We start from the raw sequence: 15,744 nt of genomic DNA on the forward strand, positions 1-15,744 counted from the left end.
CACCCAAAAAAGGAAGATACATGCCCCGCAAGATCCTGATCAAGGACTACCCCCATCAGATCGGGGGGCACTGTGGTTCTGGCGCAATGCGGGATCTTCTGCACTGGCATGGACTGGGGTGGGAAGGGCCACCCGATGAAGGTCTGGTGTTCGCACTCGGCGGCTCGCTGGGGCTAGCGTACCTCCGATCGAATGACCTGGTTCCACCATTGTATTTGGTGGGACGAGGGGCCGACTTCGAAATCGATCTACCCCGCCGGCTAGGCGGACAGGTCCACGTTCTCACCACCGACGATCCCAGTGAGGGATGGTCTTGGGTTCTCGACGAGATCGACGCAGGCAGACCCAGCCTGGTGTGGGGCGACATAGCCGAGCTACCGTACCTGCAGGTCCAGTTGCAGATGAGTCGCCACGACATCGTGGTGATCGGTTACGACGAAGCTAAGGGGATTGCCTTCGTCGTAGACAATGATCGCGCCGAGGTGCAGGAAGTCCCGCTCGATTCGCTGGCTCGGGCGCGTTCCTCGACGTCCTTCCCTCAACCGACGCGCCACTGTACATACCGCATCACCTGGCCGAGCGCGCTGCCAGACATGGCAACAGTGGCGGCAGAGGCATTTCGCCAATCCGCGGCCAACATGCGCCACCCGTCACAGCCGGGGATCGTTGATCTCACGACCATGGAGGCCGGGGCCGAGGGGCTAGCTGCAGTCGAGCAGTTGGCGGCCGACCTTCGAGCCTGGGCAGACCTTCCGACAAGAGATCTTGAGATCTTCCTGTTCAGTCTGGGCGCTTTCATCGAGAAGGCGGGCACCGGCGGCGGCCTATTCCGCCGGTTGCTCGCCGATGGCTGCGCGGATGTCGCACGCCTGACCGGTGATCTAGCCACCGCCGACCTCGCCGTCGCCGCCAGCCGTTGTGCGCAGGCATGGACCGAAACTGCACGTGCCGGGACCCAACGCGACATTGATGCGCGCGCTCGCTTAGCGGCGGTGGTCACGGCGGCTAGCCGACTACCAGAACTCGAGTCGAACCTGGTCGAGTCCCTGGAATTGGCTTCAACCTCACTTACGGCTGCAGGTCTCTGACAGCCCGCTGTTAACCAGGACGCCCGGTGAATTGATCTGCGGATCGCTGTTCGTTCGCAGGCACTATCGAATGAAGGAATGGTATGCAGAGCACGATGATGAACTTTCCCTTGACAACTGCGGCGATTCTGCGCCACGGTTCGAGTGTGCATAGCTCGGCAACCGTACGGACCTTGCAGTCCGACGGGAGCGTTAAGGTCGGCACTTTCGCCGAAGTCGGACGGAGAGCCGCACAGTTGGCCAACGCATTGCGCGGTTGCGGGATCACAGGCGATGAGCGTGTTGCGACCTTTATGTGGAACAACCAGGAGCATGTTGAGGCCTACTGTGCGGTGCCCTCGATGGGCGCAGTGCTGCACACCCTGAACCTACGTCTCACCCCTGATCAACTTGTCTACATCGGCAACCACGCCGAGGATCAGGTCGTAATTCTCGATGGAAGCCTGCTGCCCTTGCTGGCCCCTGTACTGCTGCAGCTCACCAGCGTGCACACCGTCGTCGTGACCGGCGAAGTGGACCTTACCCCGCTGCACCGTGACGGGGTCAGGGTCGTGGGGTACGAGGAGTTCCTCGCCTCTCAGTCCGATACGTTCGACTGGCCTGATCTCGATGAGCAGTCCGCAGCCGCTATGTGTTATACCTCGGGTACCACCGGCAACCCCAAAGGGGTCGCCTACAGCCACCGGTCGACGTACTTGCATTCGATGGCGGCCTGCGCCGCCGACGGACTGCGAGTCAGCTGCGATGATCGGATCCTTGCCATCGTGCCGATGTTCCACGCCAACGCTTGGGGACTAGTCTATGCCGCCCTTATGTCGGGCGCCGACCTACTCATGCCTGACAGGTTCCTGCAGGCTGAGCCGCTGGTGCGGCTCATCGACGCGCAGAGGCCGACCGTCGCGGGCGCAGTTCCGACGATCTGGAATGACGTCTTAAACTTCTTGGAGGCAAACTCCAGCTATGACATCTCCTCTCTCGGTCTGGTCGCCTGCGGTGGTTCCGCAGTACCCCTTCACCTGATGGAGGCCTTCGAGGAGAGGTACGGCGTGCAGGTCGTCCAGGCATGGGGAATGACCGAAACCTCGCCGCTGGCCGCCATCGCACGCCCACCGGTATCGCTCGATGTGCAGGAGCGCTGGCGCCTGCGCGCCACCCAAGGCCGCCCGGTTGCAGGGGTGGAGCTGAGGATTGTCGACGACGAGGGCAATAAGCTCCCGCACGACGGCGAAGCGGTCGGTGAGTTGCAAGCACGCGGGCCCTGGATTACCGGCTCGTACGTCGGCGAGGAGCATGACAGTGAGAAGTTTCAGGAAGGGTGGTTACGCACCGGCGACGTCGGGCGGATCGATGCACGCAATTTCGTGACGCTGACCGACCGCGCCAAGGACGTGATCAAGTCCGGCGGGGAGTGGATCTCCTCGGTCGAGCTCGAACTGCTGCTTGCCGGTCATCCAGACGTGCTCGAGGCATCTGTGATCGGAGTGCCGGACGAGAAGTGGCAAGAACGCCCCCTCGCGGTGATCGTTCCACGTGAGGGCCACGAGCCCACACCTGCTAATCTGCGCGACTTCCTCGACGGCAAGGTCGCCAAGTGGTGGCTGCCCGAGCGTTGGTGCTTCATCTCCGAGGTGCCCAAGACCTCAGTCGGCAAGTTCGACAAGAAGCGCCTACGCTCCCTGCACGCCGAAGGAGAGCTAGCTGTCATCGAAATCTAGGAAATTTTTTTCCAACCGGAGTTCTGAATAGGACGAGGCAGATGGAACGCGGGGCGGGAAGTTTTTCACGACACCGGCGTCCATCGCAGACTACGGCACTGGTGAAGGAGATGGGGTCGTGATCTCCCGTTGGGCGGGACACCTCGCCTGACCAACGTGGAGTTGAGCGAAGGGCTGCCACCGCACTCTCCGGAGTGCGCTCAGGTGTATTTGCATAACGGTCACACTCGAGACCGGCATTAAGCGCGGTTTCATCGACAGGAAGGTCGGACCATGGGCAAAGCTTCGGATGCGGTCGGGGGGTCGGTCGACCCAGACATGGAGGACTGGGTGCGCTCATTCCGGCCGCTGGAAGAATCTAGCTCGCCTGAGTTGCCACCCCACCACCCCAACTGTCTTGGGTGCGGGCCGACGAACCCGCACGGGCATTACCTGTCGGTACGGCGTTGCCGAGACGGCGTCGTTGCTCACCACCTCTTCGACCAACGTCACGTAGGGGCGCCCAGGATAGCACACGGCGGCGCGGTGGCGACCGTAATCGACGATCTTTTCGGTTTCCTGCTCTACACGGTCGGAGAACTCGGCGTGACGCGCCGTCTCGAACTCGACTACCTCGCGCCGGTTCTGCTTGCCACGCCTTACACCCTGCACGCCGATACACGGTCTCGCGATGGCCGGAAATTGAATCTCGCGGCCAGGATCGAGGATATAGAGGGTCGATCGGTCACCACGGCGACCGCCCTGTTCATCCTGGTCGACGTCGAACATTTCCTGCAGTCACAGGCGAATACTAAGAGGCAAGCATGAATGTACCGACCGAGAGGGAACTGCTCCTGGACGCCTTACTCACCGATCACGGCGCAGCCGGACCTTACGAAGCGTTCCGACGGCTGCGAGAGACGCGCCCCGTCTTGGTTACGCGATCGGGGGTGCTGGTATTGAGTCGCTACGACGATTGCGCGGCGGCGCTCCGCGACCGCAGACTCGGCAAGGCCGACGAGTCGCTGGGCTTCGGCTTGTCCGAGATCCCTGACGAGCTGCAACGTCGGGCCATGCATCGATTCCGGCGCACCATGCTGTTCCGTAACCCCCCTGACCATCACCGGCTGCGTCGACTGGTGGCCGACGTGTTCACCCCTCGACACATTGACGAGTTGCGCAGCCGCATCATCACACAGATCCATCACCTACTTAACGTCATGGAGGTACAGGTCTTCGTCGACATCATCACCGATCTGGCGCTCCCGCTGCCTGTGAATGTGATAGGCGAACTTCTGGGAGTTCCCGCGGCCGATCGGGCAGTTGCCGCGCCATTGGTGCGTGCCCTGCTCGCCTCACTGGAACCCGGAGCCAATGTTGAGGCTCTGACCGCCGCCTGTGAAGCCGAGAACCAACTTGCCATGTATTTCGCTGACCTGTTGGCGGTCAAACGCGCCCGCCCCGCCGATGACCTACTCAGCCGACTCGCCGTCGCGCACGGCGACGACATCCTGGATGACGACGAATGCGTCGGCACCGCGATTCTGTTGTTCGCCGCAGGGTTCGAAACCACCACAAACCTCATCGGCAACGGTGTCGCCGCGCTGCTCGCTCACCCCGACCAAATGCGCGAACTGGGTGCCAGGCCCGACTTGGCGAGCAATACCGTCGAAGAATTGTTGCGTTACGACTCCCCCGTCCAGACCAACGGGCGCACGGTGCTCGAGCCGACACGGCTGGCAGGAGTCGATCTACATCCCGGTCAGATCGTATTGACCTTGCTCGGGGCGGCCAACAGAGATCCGGACCGATTTTGTGACCCGGATAAGCTCGACATCACCCGAACCGGAGTCCCACCGTTGTCGTTCGGCGCCGGCATTCACTTCTGTCTCGGCGCGCCGCTGGCCCGGCTCGAAGGATCCCTACTGTTCCCGATCCTGGTGGCTCGTTTTCCCGGTCTCCAGCTCGTCGAACAGCCTCGCTGGCGTACCGGGCTGTCCTTCCGCGGGCTATCGAGTTTAAAGGTGGCAACCAGATGAGCCCTCCCCTACCCCCCACCAGAAGGGCTCGAAGTCTCGGGAGTTGAACCCGACCGAACCACCTCGCGGTAAACGGCGCATCGCACTGTGCTGCAGCCGCCCGCGCCGGATCGCCCCAGGCGTGCGGAGGCACCGAACGACCGAAGAGTTGCCGGACGGAACAGTCGGACGCCTCTCGGTGGACGCTGCATCGATGCCGTGTCGTTACTCGGCAACAGACCCTGATCCCTGCCCCACGCCGACAACAATTCAGCCCGCCGACGGAAGCCCTCGATGTTTCGCGGTCACCATTTTCGGCTCGACGGCCGCGTCGTGTGCGCTATCGGGCCGGGAGGTGCGTTGAGTGAGAAGACTCCCGCTCGTGGTAATCATGGCGGGGGCGAGTGCGCCGACCGGTCGGACGAACGACCGACCGGATGCTGCGGTGCAGGCCGAGCGCGCGAAGACGCGACAGACTCGGCACGGTTTCACGACAGAGAGGTCCGACCATGAAAAGAATTCCGGACGAGGTCAGCGGGTCGGCCGGCCCCGCTGTCGAGAACTGGGCGCGCTCGTTCTGGAGCACGACTTCCGAGTCGCCTGATCTACCGCCCCACCACCCCGACTGTCTTGGTTGTGGGCCGGAGAACCCGCACGGCCACGCCCTGTCGGTCCAGCGTGACGAGAACGGCGTGGTAGCTCACCATGTGTTCGATCAACGTCATGTCGGGGCACCCGGGATAGCACACGGCGGCGCGGTGGCGACCGTTCTCGACGATCTGTTCGGCTTCCTGCTTTACACAGTGGGTGAGCTCGCCGTGACGCGGCGTCTCGAGCTCGACTACCTAGCGCCGGTTCTGCTCGGCACTCCATACGTGTTGCGTGCTGCCGTTCGGTCTCGTGATGGGCGCAAACTGGATCTCACGGCCACGATGGACGATGCGCAGGGCAGCTCCGTAGCCACCGCTACTGCCCTGTTCGTGGTGGTCGAGGTCGAACACTTCATGCAGTCCCAAGCCCGAGCCCAACTCCGGGCCACAGACACGAATCACACCGAAGAATAGACACCCTGGCCGACCTTCACCGACGTCCATCACCCGCGGTGGCTGTCGTACGGCTGCGTCTACCTGGCGCAAAGACGGCGAGGACGAGTGCCCCAGCGGCGGTCAGCGCCGCCAACGACAGCGTCGCCTGACCACTTCCGTGTACGAATGCGGCTCTGGCGAACTCGGCCAGCGGCTGACCAGCTGGTCCTGCGCGGTCGGCGACCTGCAACGCGGCGGCCAGAGAATCGGCCACCGGACCACGGGCAGGCTCGGGTAGCTGGGGCAGAGCCGGCTGAATGTGCTGAACGTAACCGGCCGCGAGCACGCTACCGGCTACCGCAATCCCAATCGCGGCACCGATTTCGCGAGCTGCGTCGTTGACCGCGGCAGCCACCCCGTGCTTGGCCTCAGGAGTGTCCGAGACGATGGCGAAAGTCGCAGGGGCGGTACACAACCCCAAACCCGCGCTCATGATGAGCAAGGGCCACAGCAGGTCAGGGTAAGTCGCCGCGACGGTCAGTCTGCTCACCATCACCAGTCCCGCCGCGATGGTGAGCAGACCTACAGTGGTCATCACCCGCAGCCCAACAATGTTCGACAGCCAGGGTGCAATCACCGAGATCACGATGAGCGGCACGACCATAGGGGTCAACGCCAACGCGGCGGTGAGCGGTCCATAACCGAGAATCAACTGCAGATACTGCACCAACAACAAGAACACCCCGAAGGTCACCAGAAATTGGATACAGACAGACAGCGCGCCGGCACCGAAACCACGGCGGGCGAACAACCGGACATCGAGTAGGGGTGCCGAGGAACGTAGTTCTACGACGACGAACACCACAACCGCAAACAAGCCCACCGCAGTGCTGATGGCGACGAGCGAATCCGACCAGCCACGGGCCGGAACCTCGATCACAGCGAAGACGATCGCCCCGACCGCGACAACTACGGTCACCGCGCCCACCCAATCGACCGGTGGATGCTCCTGCTGGCGGGACTCCGCGATACTGCATGCCAACCCGGCCAGAACCGCTCCGGCGACGGTCAACCCGACGAACACCGAGGTCCACGACCACTGCTCGAGCAGCACTCCAGCCCCGAGGATGCCCAGGACCGCCCCGGATCCAGCAACCCCGGCCCACACACCTACAGCGCGACCGCGATGCGCCGGTGGAAATCCCGCGGTCAGTATCGACAGCGTCGAGGGCATGACCAGCGCCGCACCCGCCCCAGCCAACGCGCGAGCAGCGATCAGCCACGCCGGGTCGGCGAGAAACAAGGGCAATGCCGACGCGAAAGCGAACAACGCCAACCCCGCCACGAGCACCCCCCGGCGACCGTACCGGTCACCGATCGCACCGGCAGGCAGAACGAAGCACGCCAATACCAGCGTATAACCGTCGACTATCCAGGTCAGTTGAGCTTGCGTCGCCCTTGTCGCGACCGCGATCTGTGGCAACGCTGAATACAATGCCGCCATTGCGGCCACCACCAACGCGACTGCCATGCACGACACAATCAACATCCACCACTGGGCACCGCTCCATCGAGCGACGCTGGCAGAGTCGGATCTACGTTCGTTCAACGGCCAGCCTCCCAGTTTGAGACTGATCGTCTCGGTGCGAGACTATTAGTATCATAACTTTGCGGGTGTGACAGAATGGTCATGCTAGGACATGTTTTGTCAGTCAAAATGGAGCGGAGCCCGTTCATGGTCGACCCTCTCGTTGCGGCCGAGGGCCCGGCCGACCCCCGGCTGGCGCGCTCACGTAACCGGTTACTCGAAGCGGCGGGCCAGCTGCTAGCCACCGGCGGCGTCGAGGCGGTCACCGTGGAGGCGGTCACCCGCATGTCGAAGGTTGCACGTGCCACTCTGTACCGACACTTCGGAAGTACCACTGACCTGCTCGCTGCAACCTTCGAGCGACTACTACCCCCAGTCGACACCGATATCGATACCGGTCCGCTACGCGAACGTCTGATTTCGGTGCTCACCACCCAGGCCGACCTCATCGACCAAGCTCCGGTGCAGATGACCACGCTGGCCTGGCTGGCAATGGGACCCGTCAACAGCGGCGACGCCAGCCGGCGCGATCTCGATCCTGGCGCGGTGGTCTCGCTTCGGGCCCGTGTCATAGAGCAATACCGCAGGTCCCTGGATCAGATCCTGACGGCCCCTGACGCCCGCACTGTGCTCGGCGAGATCGACACCACCTTCGCCCTCATTCAGCTCCTCGGACCGATAGTGTTCGCTCGCCTCACAGGACTGCGCCACATCCACGCCGACGACTGCATCCAAATCGTCGACAACTTTCTCGCCGCCCATGCCGCAAGTGTCCGATCGAGCACTTCGCGCGACAACAGCCGTCCACGGCCGGCCGCGACGCTAGACCCGCAGCTCACCGACGGCCAGTAAAACTTGATGCGAAATTTGACCATCAATGCGCTATCCAGTCAGGGATCGCAGCGCTCACTGGATAAGGCCGGACGTGTGCTCAAGAACTCGGAGCTGCACTGCAGTGCACTTCTGACATCGTGCAGCCGTCTTCTGAAACTGACATTCACCTGGGGAAATTTCAGCGCCTTCCGTCCATTTTGTTGTCCGTTGAAAAAATCCGGTATGGCATAGTTTCTAACGGACAGTTTGTGTGCGGGACATCGTGAACGGTGACGATCGGGAGTGGAATGAAGATCGGCTACGCACGGGTCAGTACGGCGGCTCAAGATTCGTCGATTCAGGTCGAGCTTCTCGCCAAGGAGGGAGTCGACCGAGACCGGGTCTACGTCGATCACGGAATCAGTGGCCGGCAGACTCGACGGCCCGGGCTCGACAATGCGATCAACGCGGCCCGCGAAGGCGACGTCTTTTGCGTGACCAAACTCGACCGGCTCTCCCGGTCCGCGAAGGATCTCCACGAAACGGTGGGGCGACTGGCGGACAAGGGTGTTGCGTTGTCGATCGACGGGAAGATCTACGACCCGTCGGATCCGATGGGCAAAATGTTCATCGGAGTGCTCGGGCTGATGGCCGAATTCGAGTCAGACCTGATCCGAAGTCGGACCAGGGACGCAGTGGCAGCGGCTGCCGCGGCCGGCAAGATGAAAGGCCGTCAACATAAGCTCACGCCGGAAGAGCGTGCGTACCTGTTGCAGGTGCACGAAACCGGACAGTTCAAAATCGAAACTCTTTGCAAGAACACGGGTTTGAAGCGTTCGGCACTGTATTCGAATATTCAGCTTGCCCGAATTGAGCGCAATGACCACGATCGTAGGGCTTCGGAAACTGCTTGACATCGGCCTTGTCCGCACTCCACCCAAATACGTTCACAATTAGGTAGATTGGGTGACGGTTCTATTTTTCCGCAAGGTGGGGGTTCAGCTATGTCATTCGGAGATAAGGGTTTACCGCGTTTTATTGATCCGGACTACCGGGAGGCCTCGGTCACCGACGGACAGTCCTTGGTACTCAACCCGTTGCAAATTCACGCCAATGTTGACGAGATACTTGAGCGGCATTTGCTCGATCCGACAGTCGTTTTCGGTTTGCAGGACTTCTTTGGTGACGCCGAAACTGCTTTTGTGTTCGCACAACTCGGCCTCGCCGAGGATCTGTCGCAGCACATCGCCAAGACGGCTTCCAAGTTGATACGTCAGTCTTTTCCCAATCTGTATGGGCAGGTGGACTGGGCGTTTTTGACCAACCTGGATCCGGGGCTGCCAGACGGCCAGATCGCGGAGGCAGAGTTGCTACTCGCTCGTCAGATCATGCGAGATGCCTTCGACCCCAATCGATCTGTTGCCGAGAGTTATGGGGTAGCAGATCTGCCCTATCAGGGGCAGACGGGGCTTTGGTTGGTTGAGTGCGCCTTCTTCGCCCTCATTGGCCAGGGGCTCAGGGAAGGGCCGGGAAAGTAGCCCGGTTCGGTAGCGAAGATGCCCCGGCCTCCACTGGCCGGGGCATCTCGCTTCAGTCCCATAGCTCCGGACGGATGAAGGGTTGATCCGATCGTTGCCTGAGTTGCTCTCGATTGGCCCGCATCGGATTCTGTCGAACGAGATTTTGTCATGCAGGCATGAGTGCGTTGCGCAGCTGCGCTGTTACCGCGTCTGCGATGCGGGTTGCGAGGTCGATGTCCTCTCGCAAGGTTGCGGATGCGTGGGCGGCTCCGAGGGTGCCGGCGCAGAGGTTCCATGCGAGTCGGGGTGTGGTGGGGGTGTCGGTGAGTTCGCCTGCGGTGATGGCGGGTTCGATGATGTCGCTGATGGCGTCGACCCAGTGTGCGAATGCTGCGCCGTTGTTGATGGTGGGTTCGAGGGTGAGTTTCATGCCGGCGCGGAGGTTGGTGTCTTCGCCGATGTGCTGTGCGAGCGAGATAAAGATCGCTGCCAGCTTCTCCCCTGCTGTGCTGCTCGAACCGGCCGCCAGTGCTTCGCTGATGGTTTCGTCGAGGGTGTGGTTCCAGTCCGAGATGAGGTGTTCGGCCATCGCTTCTTTGGATGGGAAGTGGTAGTACATAGCGCCTTTGGCGAATTTTCCGGTACCGCTGATGGTGTTGATGCTGGTGTGGCCGTATCCGTCGGTGTCGAAATGCCGTGCCGCGACGGCGATGATCGCTTCTCGTGTCCGCACTGCACGGTCCTGCATTGCCGAGTTCTTGCTGCCGGGGATGCGCCCGATCCGGGGGCGGGTTGGCGTGGCGGAAGTGCTTTCCGTGGTGTGTGCCGGTTCGTTGGGGCTGTTCACAGGGATGCTCCTTCGACCATACGGACGGCGGCCGGGTCGGTTCCGCGCCACATCAGCAGCAGATCGTCGACTCGTTTGGTGATGGTGTGGTTCTCGTCGAGGCTAGCTGCAACCTGCACTGCGCCGACGAATCCGGCGCAGAGAGTGTCTGCGAGCCTGGACATGCTTTCCGCGCAGTCGAGGGCGCCGGAACGGATCGCGTCTATGACGATCGGTGTGATCGCGTCGGTCCACGATTCGTAGGTGGCACACGCATCACTGAGCGACTTGTCGACGGACAGGGTGAGTCCAGCTCGGGTGATCGCTTCTGTTTGGGTGCGGCGGGCGAGGTCCCGGTAGATCATGATCACTTGCCGATCGGCGGGTTGACCTGTCGCTGCGGCCTTCCCCACTGTCTCGGAGACTGCGGCGGACCAGCGGCAGAGCATCTCGCTCGCGATGGATTCCTTCTTCGAGAAGTGGAAGTACATCGCACCTTTGGTGGTCTCAGAGATCGCCAAGATGTCATTGATGCTGGTGCCCGCATACCCGGTTCGACTGAAGAGGGTGGCGGACACCTCGAGGATCGCTTCTCGGGTGATTTTCGCTCGTGGCTGCATAGGTGGTCGGCCGGTTTTGCCGTGGTCGATGCCTTCGGAGCGGTCGGTATGATTGTTCATGGTCACAGGTGCTTTCTGTGGTCATCGGCCCTGACGGTGTTACAGCACCGCCAGGGCCACCCCTTTATTGGTGGGTGTGGGTCAAACGGTGGCGAGTTCGCTGCGCATCGGGTTCTCGGCGGCTCGCAGGTCGGGCAATGGTGGACTGTCGAAGCCTGCTTCTCGAGCTGCGGCATCGAACTTCTCGTACCGGCGCCATGCGGTCGATGTCGCGACAGGCGGCTTCGATTCCAGAGCGATGGTTTCCCACGTGAGGTTCGGGTTTGTCAGCTTGCGGACCGCTGTGTCTTTGACGTTCTTCGCGAGATTCGACCGGGCGATGAAAGACATGAGGTCGTCTATGTCGGCATCCGTGTCGGCCTGTGCTTCTTCGACGGCGCGGCGGTCTGGGAACTCCGTAGCGGCGTCTTGGGGATCGAGGATGTCGTCGAGGCCTTCATTCGTCATTTCGTCCACGAAAAACGGCTCCGCAAAGTCCGCAAAAGCGTCCTCGTTGCCGGCCTTCGCATCCACCGCTTTGGCGTCTACGTCTAGATCGTCGTCCTCCTGCTCCGCAATATTGTGGGCGATCTTCTCGCGGGGCTGAGGGACGCGGATCGGTCCCCGGCCTACGGTGAGGTCAGATGCAATACTCGTTGCATCCTCACTGTCGGTGGCACTTTCGACGATCGCACGGTAAGCGGCGTACGCCATTCCGACTGCCTTCACCAGAATTGTGATTCCGTGCGTGAAAGCCAAGACCAGGGCCGGCGGAATGATCGCTATGGCCGCTGCAATAGCGGGCGCGAGTGGAATGAACCCAAGGTCTCCCCCACCATCGATCGACTCCTGCGCGGCGATTGCTGCGTGATAGGCGTGGTAGGCGTTTCCGAGAATGCTGATCACGACGACGCTGACGTCGAGTGCGATGTAGAAGCCCCTGTCGCGCTTGTTCATGTTGAGCTTGCTGATGATGACGATGGCGATGGTGGCGCCGAGGATGGCGCTGTCGACGATCGCTGGGAAGATCCAGGTCAGGTGTTCGGGGATCAGTGCTTGCCGCGCGAGGTCGCGTTGCACGGCGAAGGAAAGTACGAATGCGCCGGTGGTGATACCGAGCGCAATGACGATCGCGAGTGCGAGTGCAGCAAGCAATGCGCCTAGCTGAATACGAGCTGCCCGAAGGCTAAAGTCGGTCATGACTGGGTTCTTTCCTTCCAGGGGTTTCCCGGTCTGGAGCCTCGTCGGGTGCAACCGGCGAGGCTCCTTCGATGTGTGGGTCAGTCGTCTGAGATGGGGCGCCCGCTGGGAAGTGCGCCAGTCTCTGCTTCGTACTGGTTTCCGCTGTTGTGCGCGGTTTCCCGGCGTTCTGCCTCTGCCGCTAGTGCTTTCTCTACGAATTGCGACCAGGATTTGTCGTCCTCAAGGTGGCTGGTGTTTCGGTAAGCACCTCGGGCGCGACTGAATACGGCTTGATCGACGTAGACCGTAATACGTTTGGGCTTGGGCTTTTCCACAGCTGTCGGCGTGGGCTGTGGAGGCGGCGGGACCTGTGCGGCCGTGCGGTTGGACCTCTGCATTCGAGACAGGTCACCAGTCACGTTCCGCGGAGGTAGCGCCGTGAGCTTTCGTTCGGGCCGGTCATTCATACCCGTGCTTCCTCTCTTTCCGCTGTTGCAACGCGGGTGACAACTTCTTGCGCAACTGCAAAGAGGTCGTCTGCAACGGATTTGGACGATTTCGGTGCGAGAGTCTGAGGCTCGGCGTTGCCTTTGATGACGTCGTACCATTTCGGGCCGCTTCGGACGACTGCGTCGAGTTCGGCTGCGAGCATGCCTCGCTCGCGTGTTGCTTGGGCTGTCGCTTCTGAGTGACGGACGGTGGCAGTGAAAACGACGTCGTCGTTGCCGAACGCCTCTGCAATTGCAGACCTGGCTTGCTTGAGCACGGTTTTCGCTGATGTACCGACGGCTACGAGAACGACGCCCAGTAGGTCGAGGTCGGGGTTGATTGCAGCGACAGCGTCGATGCGTAGTGCAACGGCTGCCATCCCTTTTCGGCTGGACGCATCGGATTTGACTGGCACGAATGCCCATTTTGCGGCGGCTAGCGCTGCTGTCTGCAAGGTTTCGTCGCCCGGGGGGCAGTCGATGAGGATCATGTCGTATGCGGGCGCCATTGGAGCAAGGACCCTCGCGAGGGCAAGTTTTGCGCCATCGGGATCTTTGGATGCCATAGCGGCAAGCGCTGCTGTTGCTTGTTCGAGGTGAACTCCCCCAGGGAGAACATCGAGATTAGCGCGAACATTTTCGATGGGTTTTGCGTCACCGCCGAAAGCGATTGCGCTAGCAAGCGACCTTCCCTGGTCATCGCCGGTTTCACTGGTGTACCCGAGGTCTTCGGCGAGGTTCCCCTGAGGATCGAGGTCGACGAGCAGAATTTTCTGCCCCGACGCTGCCAGTTCTCCACCGACGTTAGCTGTCAGGGTCGTCTTTAGGACACCACCCTTGCCGTTGATTACGGCGATCACCCTTTTGCGTGTTTCGTGAAAGTCGGTCTGCATTGCTCTCCCTCGACAGCGCTGGCACATATGACGGCATTACCAGCATTCCACGCCATCGCCAGCAATGCAATCAATAGCAGTAATGCCAGTATTGCTGCTATCGGCCATCGGTCAGGTCGTAGCAACACATCTGGCCTCAAAACCAGTAATGGCAGCAATGCTGGCATTACGCACAGTTCGCCGTGGCAGCACCGTGAACTGCATGTTTCCAATAGCAGTATTACTGTCATTACGGCAGGCGGGGTTCGCGGAGAATCGAAACAAGCCGAGACTGCCACACCAACATTGACGGCATTACTGGTATTGCTGGTGTTACTGGGATTACAGGTTCCCGGATCTCGCCCTCAACTCTCTACTGCTATTGACAGTAATGCTGGCATTTCTTCAGTTCGACGCAATGGCGCAAAATGCCTGGACGTGAGGCGGAGAACGCCACGGCTCGACGACTACGTCACCCGTTCGACCGCACCTGGCGGCCCGCACGTAGGTCGCACGTAGGTCGCACCTCTCACTCGACATTTCAATCGAGCAACGTCAGCATGAGTCAATTTTGCGCACCCACCCAACTAAGCCCGTTCCGCGAAACCGCCGTTCTCGCATAATGCCAGTATTGCTGCTATCGGCCATCGGTCAGGTCGTAGCAACACATCTGGCCTCAAAACCAGTAATGGCAGCAATGCTGGCATTACGCACAGTTCGCCGTGGCAGCACCGTGAACTGCATGTTTCCAATAGCAGTATTACTGTCATTACGGCAGGCGGGGTTCGCGGAGAATCGAAACAAGCCGAGACTGCCACACCAACATTGACGGCATTACTGGTATTGCTGGTGTTACTGGGATTACAGGTTCCCGGATCTCGCCCTCAACTCTCTACTGCTATTGACAGTAATGCTGGCATTTCTTCAGTTCGACGCAATGGCGCAAAATGCCTGGACGTGAGGCGGAGAACGCCACGGCTCGACGACTACGTCACCCGTTCGACCGCACCTGGCGGCCCGCACGTAGGTCGCACGTAGGTCGCACCTCTCACTCGACATTTCAATCGAGCAACGTCAGCATGAGTCAATTTTGCGCACCCACCCAACTAAGCCCGTTCCGCGAAACCGCCGTTCTCACGAGGAATACTTACGGCATGGGGTATTTCATAGGACGCGTTGTAGTCGTTACCGGCGCCGGAGCGGGAATCGGGCGGCAACTAAGCATCCAACTGGCCGCCCAAGGCGCAAAGCTCGCACTAATCGACGTCGACCAAGGTGGCCTAGAGGAAACGGTCGAGCTGACTGGAATCAGCGCCGACTCGGTGATGATCTCGGCGACGGATGTCACGGACCGAGAAGCGATGGGGGAGTGTGCCGCGGCAACGCTCGCCCAGTTCGGGCATGTTGATGCGATCTTCAATAACGCTGGCGTTCTGTATTCCGGAACCGTGGAGGATTCCGACTACGCAGACATCGAGCACGTGATGAATGTCGACTTCTGGGGCGTAGTTAATGGGTCGAAAGCCTTCTTGCCGTACATTATTGCGTCGGATCGTGGGTCCATCGTCAACATCTCATCGGCCTTCGGTCTCATGGCCGCGCCTGGTTACTCGGCCTACAACTCCGCGAAGTTCGCGGTCCGCGGCTTCACCGAGTCGCTCCGCCAGGAGATGCTTCTTCATCACCGGCAAATAGCTGTGATTTGTGTGTTTCCCGGAGGAATCAAGACTTCAATTGCACGTACAGCGCGTGTGGCGACAACTCTCGACCATTCGGAAGTCGTCGAATCCTTCGAGGGTTCCATCGCGAGAACGGATCCAGCGGCCGCTGCCAAAACGATTTTGCGCGGTGTGGAACGGCGCCGACCTCGAGTGCTGATCGGTAAAGATGCCCGCATCGTCGACCTACTAACTAGGACTGCCAGTTCGGGCTACCAACGGATCATTCCAGCACTGAAGTCCGGCTAGTACT

15 protein-coding genes are annotated in these 15,744 nt (G+C 60.9%); 10 read left to right on the forward strand and 5 right to left on the reverse strand.

Going from position 1 to position 15,744, the window contains the following annotated elements:
• Positions 1-20 precede the first annotated feature (20 nt).
• The 5 genes from M0639_RS30510 (at position 21) to M0639_RS30530 (ending at position 5,864) form a co-directional block, all read left to right on the forward strand.
• The gene (locus tag M0639_RS30510; RefSeq protein ID WP_003942427.1) at positions 21-1,088 is read left to right on the forward strand and encodes a BtrH N-terminal domain-containing protein; all 1,068 of its coding nucleotides are present in this window, start codon (positions 21-23) and stop codon (positions 1,086-1,088) included.
• An 83-nt stretch (positions 1,089-1,171) separates the two neighbouring features.
• A complete protein-coding gene (locus M0639_RS30515) occupies positions 1,172-2,803 on the forward strand; it encodes a fatty acid--CoA ligase (RefSeq protein ID WP_019750066.1) in 1,632 nt (543 codons plus the stop codon).
• A 273-nt stretch (positions 2,804-3,076) separates the two neighbouring features.
• Positions 3,077-3,610, forward strand: a complete 534-nt coding sequence (locus tag M0639_RS30520) for a PaaI family thioesterase (RefSeq protein ID WP_003942418.1) — start codon at positions 3,077-3,079, stop codon at positions 3,608-3,610.
• The gene (locus M0639_RS30525) at positions 3,607-4,821 is read left to right on the forward strand and encodes a cytochrome P450 (RefSeq protein WP_064074908.1); all 1,215 of its coding nucleotides are present in this window, start codon (positions 3,607-3,609) and stop codon (positions 4,819-4,821) included. Before M0639_RS30520 ends, M0639_RS30525 begins: the two co-directional genes overlap by 4 nt.
• 488 nt (positions 4,822-5,309) lie before the next feature.
• Positions 5,310-5,864, forward strand: coding sequence for a PaaI family thioesterase (locus M0639_RS30530; RefSeq protein WP_064074909.1), 555 nt, complete (start codon positions 5,310-5,312; stop codon positions 5,862-5,864).
• A 16-nt stretch (positions 5,865-5,880) separates the two neighbouring features.
• On the opposite strand, the gene M0639_RS30535 is transcribed toward M0639_RS30530, so the two are convergent.
• On the reverse strand, positions 5,881-7,356 hold the full coding sequence (locus M0639_RS30535) for an MFS transporter (RefSeq protein ID WP_370671306.1): 1,476 nt from the start codon (positions 7,354-7,356) through the stop codon (positions 5,881-5,883).
• Between the two features lie 204 nt (positions 7,357-7,560).
• Between M0639_RS30535 and M0639_RS30540 the strand changes: the two genes are divergently transcribed.
• From M0639_RS30540 to M0639_RS30550, 3 genes are all read left to right on the forward strand, one after another.
• Positions 7,561-8,265, forward strand: a complete 705-nt coding sequence (locus M0639_RS30540) for a TetR/AcrR family transcriptional regulator (RefSeq protein WP_019749804.1) — start codon at positions 7,561-7,563, stop codon at positions 8,263-8,265.
• A 251-nt stretch (positions 8,266-8,516) separates the two neighbouring features.
• A complete protein-coding gene (locus M0639_RS30545) occupies positions 8,517-9,140 on the forward strand; it encodes a recombinase family protein (protein WP_223304651.1) in 624 nt (207 codons plus the stop codon).
• Positions 9,141-9,230: 90 nt separating this feature from the next.
• A complete protein-coding gene (locus M0639_RS30550; RefSeq protein ID WP_019749802.1) occupies positions 9,231-9,764 on the forward strand; it encodes a hypothetical protein in 534 nt (177 codons plus the stop codon).
• A gap of 148 nt (positions 9,765-9,912) precedes the next feature.
• On the opposite strand, the gene M0639_RS30555 is transcribed toward M0639_RS30550, so the two are convergent.
• The 4 genes from M0639_RS30555 to M0639_RS30570 all read right to left on the reverse strand — a co-directional run bounded on the left by M0639_RS30555 (position 9,913) and on the right by M0639_RS30570 (position 13,794).
• Positions 9,913-10,593 carry a TetR/AcrR family transcriptional regulator gene (locus M0639_RS30555; RefSeq protein ID WP_019749801.1) on the reverse strand — a complete coding sequence of 227 codons (681 nt, stop codon included), beginning with the start codon at positions 10,591-10,593 and terminating at the stop codon, positions 9,913-9,915.
• Positions 10,590-11,252, reverse strand: coding sequence for a TetR/AcrR family transcriptional regulator (locus tag M0639_RS30560; protein WP_064074910.1), 663 nt, complete (start codon positions 11,250-11,252; stop codon positions 10,590-10,592). Before M0639_RS30560 ends, M0639_RS30555 begins: the two co-directional genes overlap by 4 nt.
• Before the next feature lie 81 nt (positions 11,253-11,333).
• Positions 11,334-12,431, reverse strand: a complete 1,098-nt coding sequence (locus M0639_RS30565; protein WP_075835579.1) for a DUF2637 domain-containing protein — start codon at positions 12,429-12,431, stop codon at positions 11,334-11,336.
• Between the two features lie 445 nt (positions 12,432-12,876).
• The gene (locus tag M0639_RS30570) at positions 12,877-13,794 is read right to left on the reverse strand and encodes a ParA family protein (protein ID WP_019750059.1); all 918 of its coding nucleotides are present in this window, start codon (positions 13,792-13,794) and stop codon (positions 12,877-12,879) included.
• 27 nt (positions 13,795-13,821) lie between these two features.
• On the opposite strand from M0639_RS30570, the gene M0639_RS30575 reads away from it, so the two are divergent.
• On the forward strand, positions 13,822-14,292 hold the full coding sequence (locus M0639_RS30575; RefSeq protein ID WP_197486199.1) for a hypothetical protein: 471 nt from the start codon (positions 13,822-13,824) through the stop codon (positions 14,290-14,292).
• Between the two features lie 635 nt (positions 14,293-14,927).
• Entirely contained in the window at positions 14,928-15,740 is an 813-nt protein-coding gene (locus M0639_RS30580) for an SDR family NAD(P)-dependent oxidoreductase (protein ID WP_029538907.1), read from the forward strand.
• The last annotated feature ends 4 nt before the right edge of the window (positions 15,741-15,744 follow it).

The sequence above is a fragment of the Rhodococcus qingshengii JCM 15477 genome (assembly GCF_023221595.1).
Taxonomy (GTDB): Bacteria; Actinomycetota; Actinomycetes; order Mycobacteriales; family Mycobacteriaceae; genus Rhodococcus_F; species Rhodococcus_F qingshengii.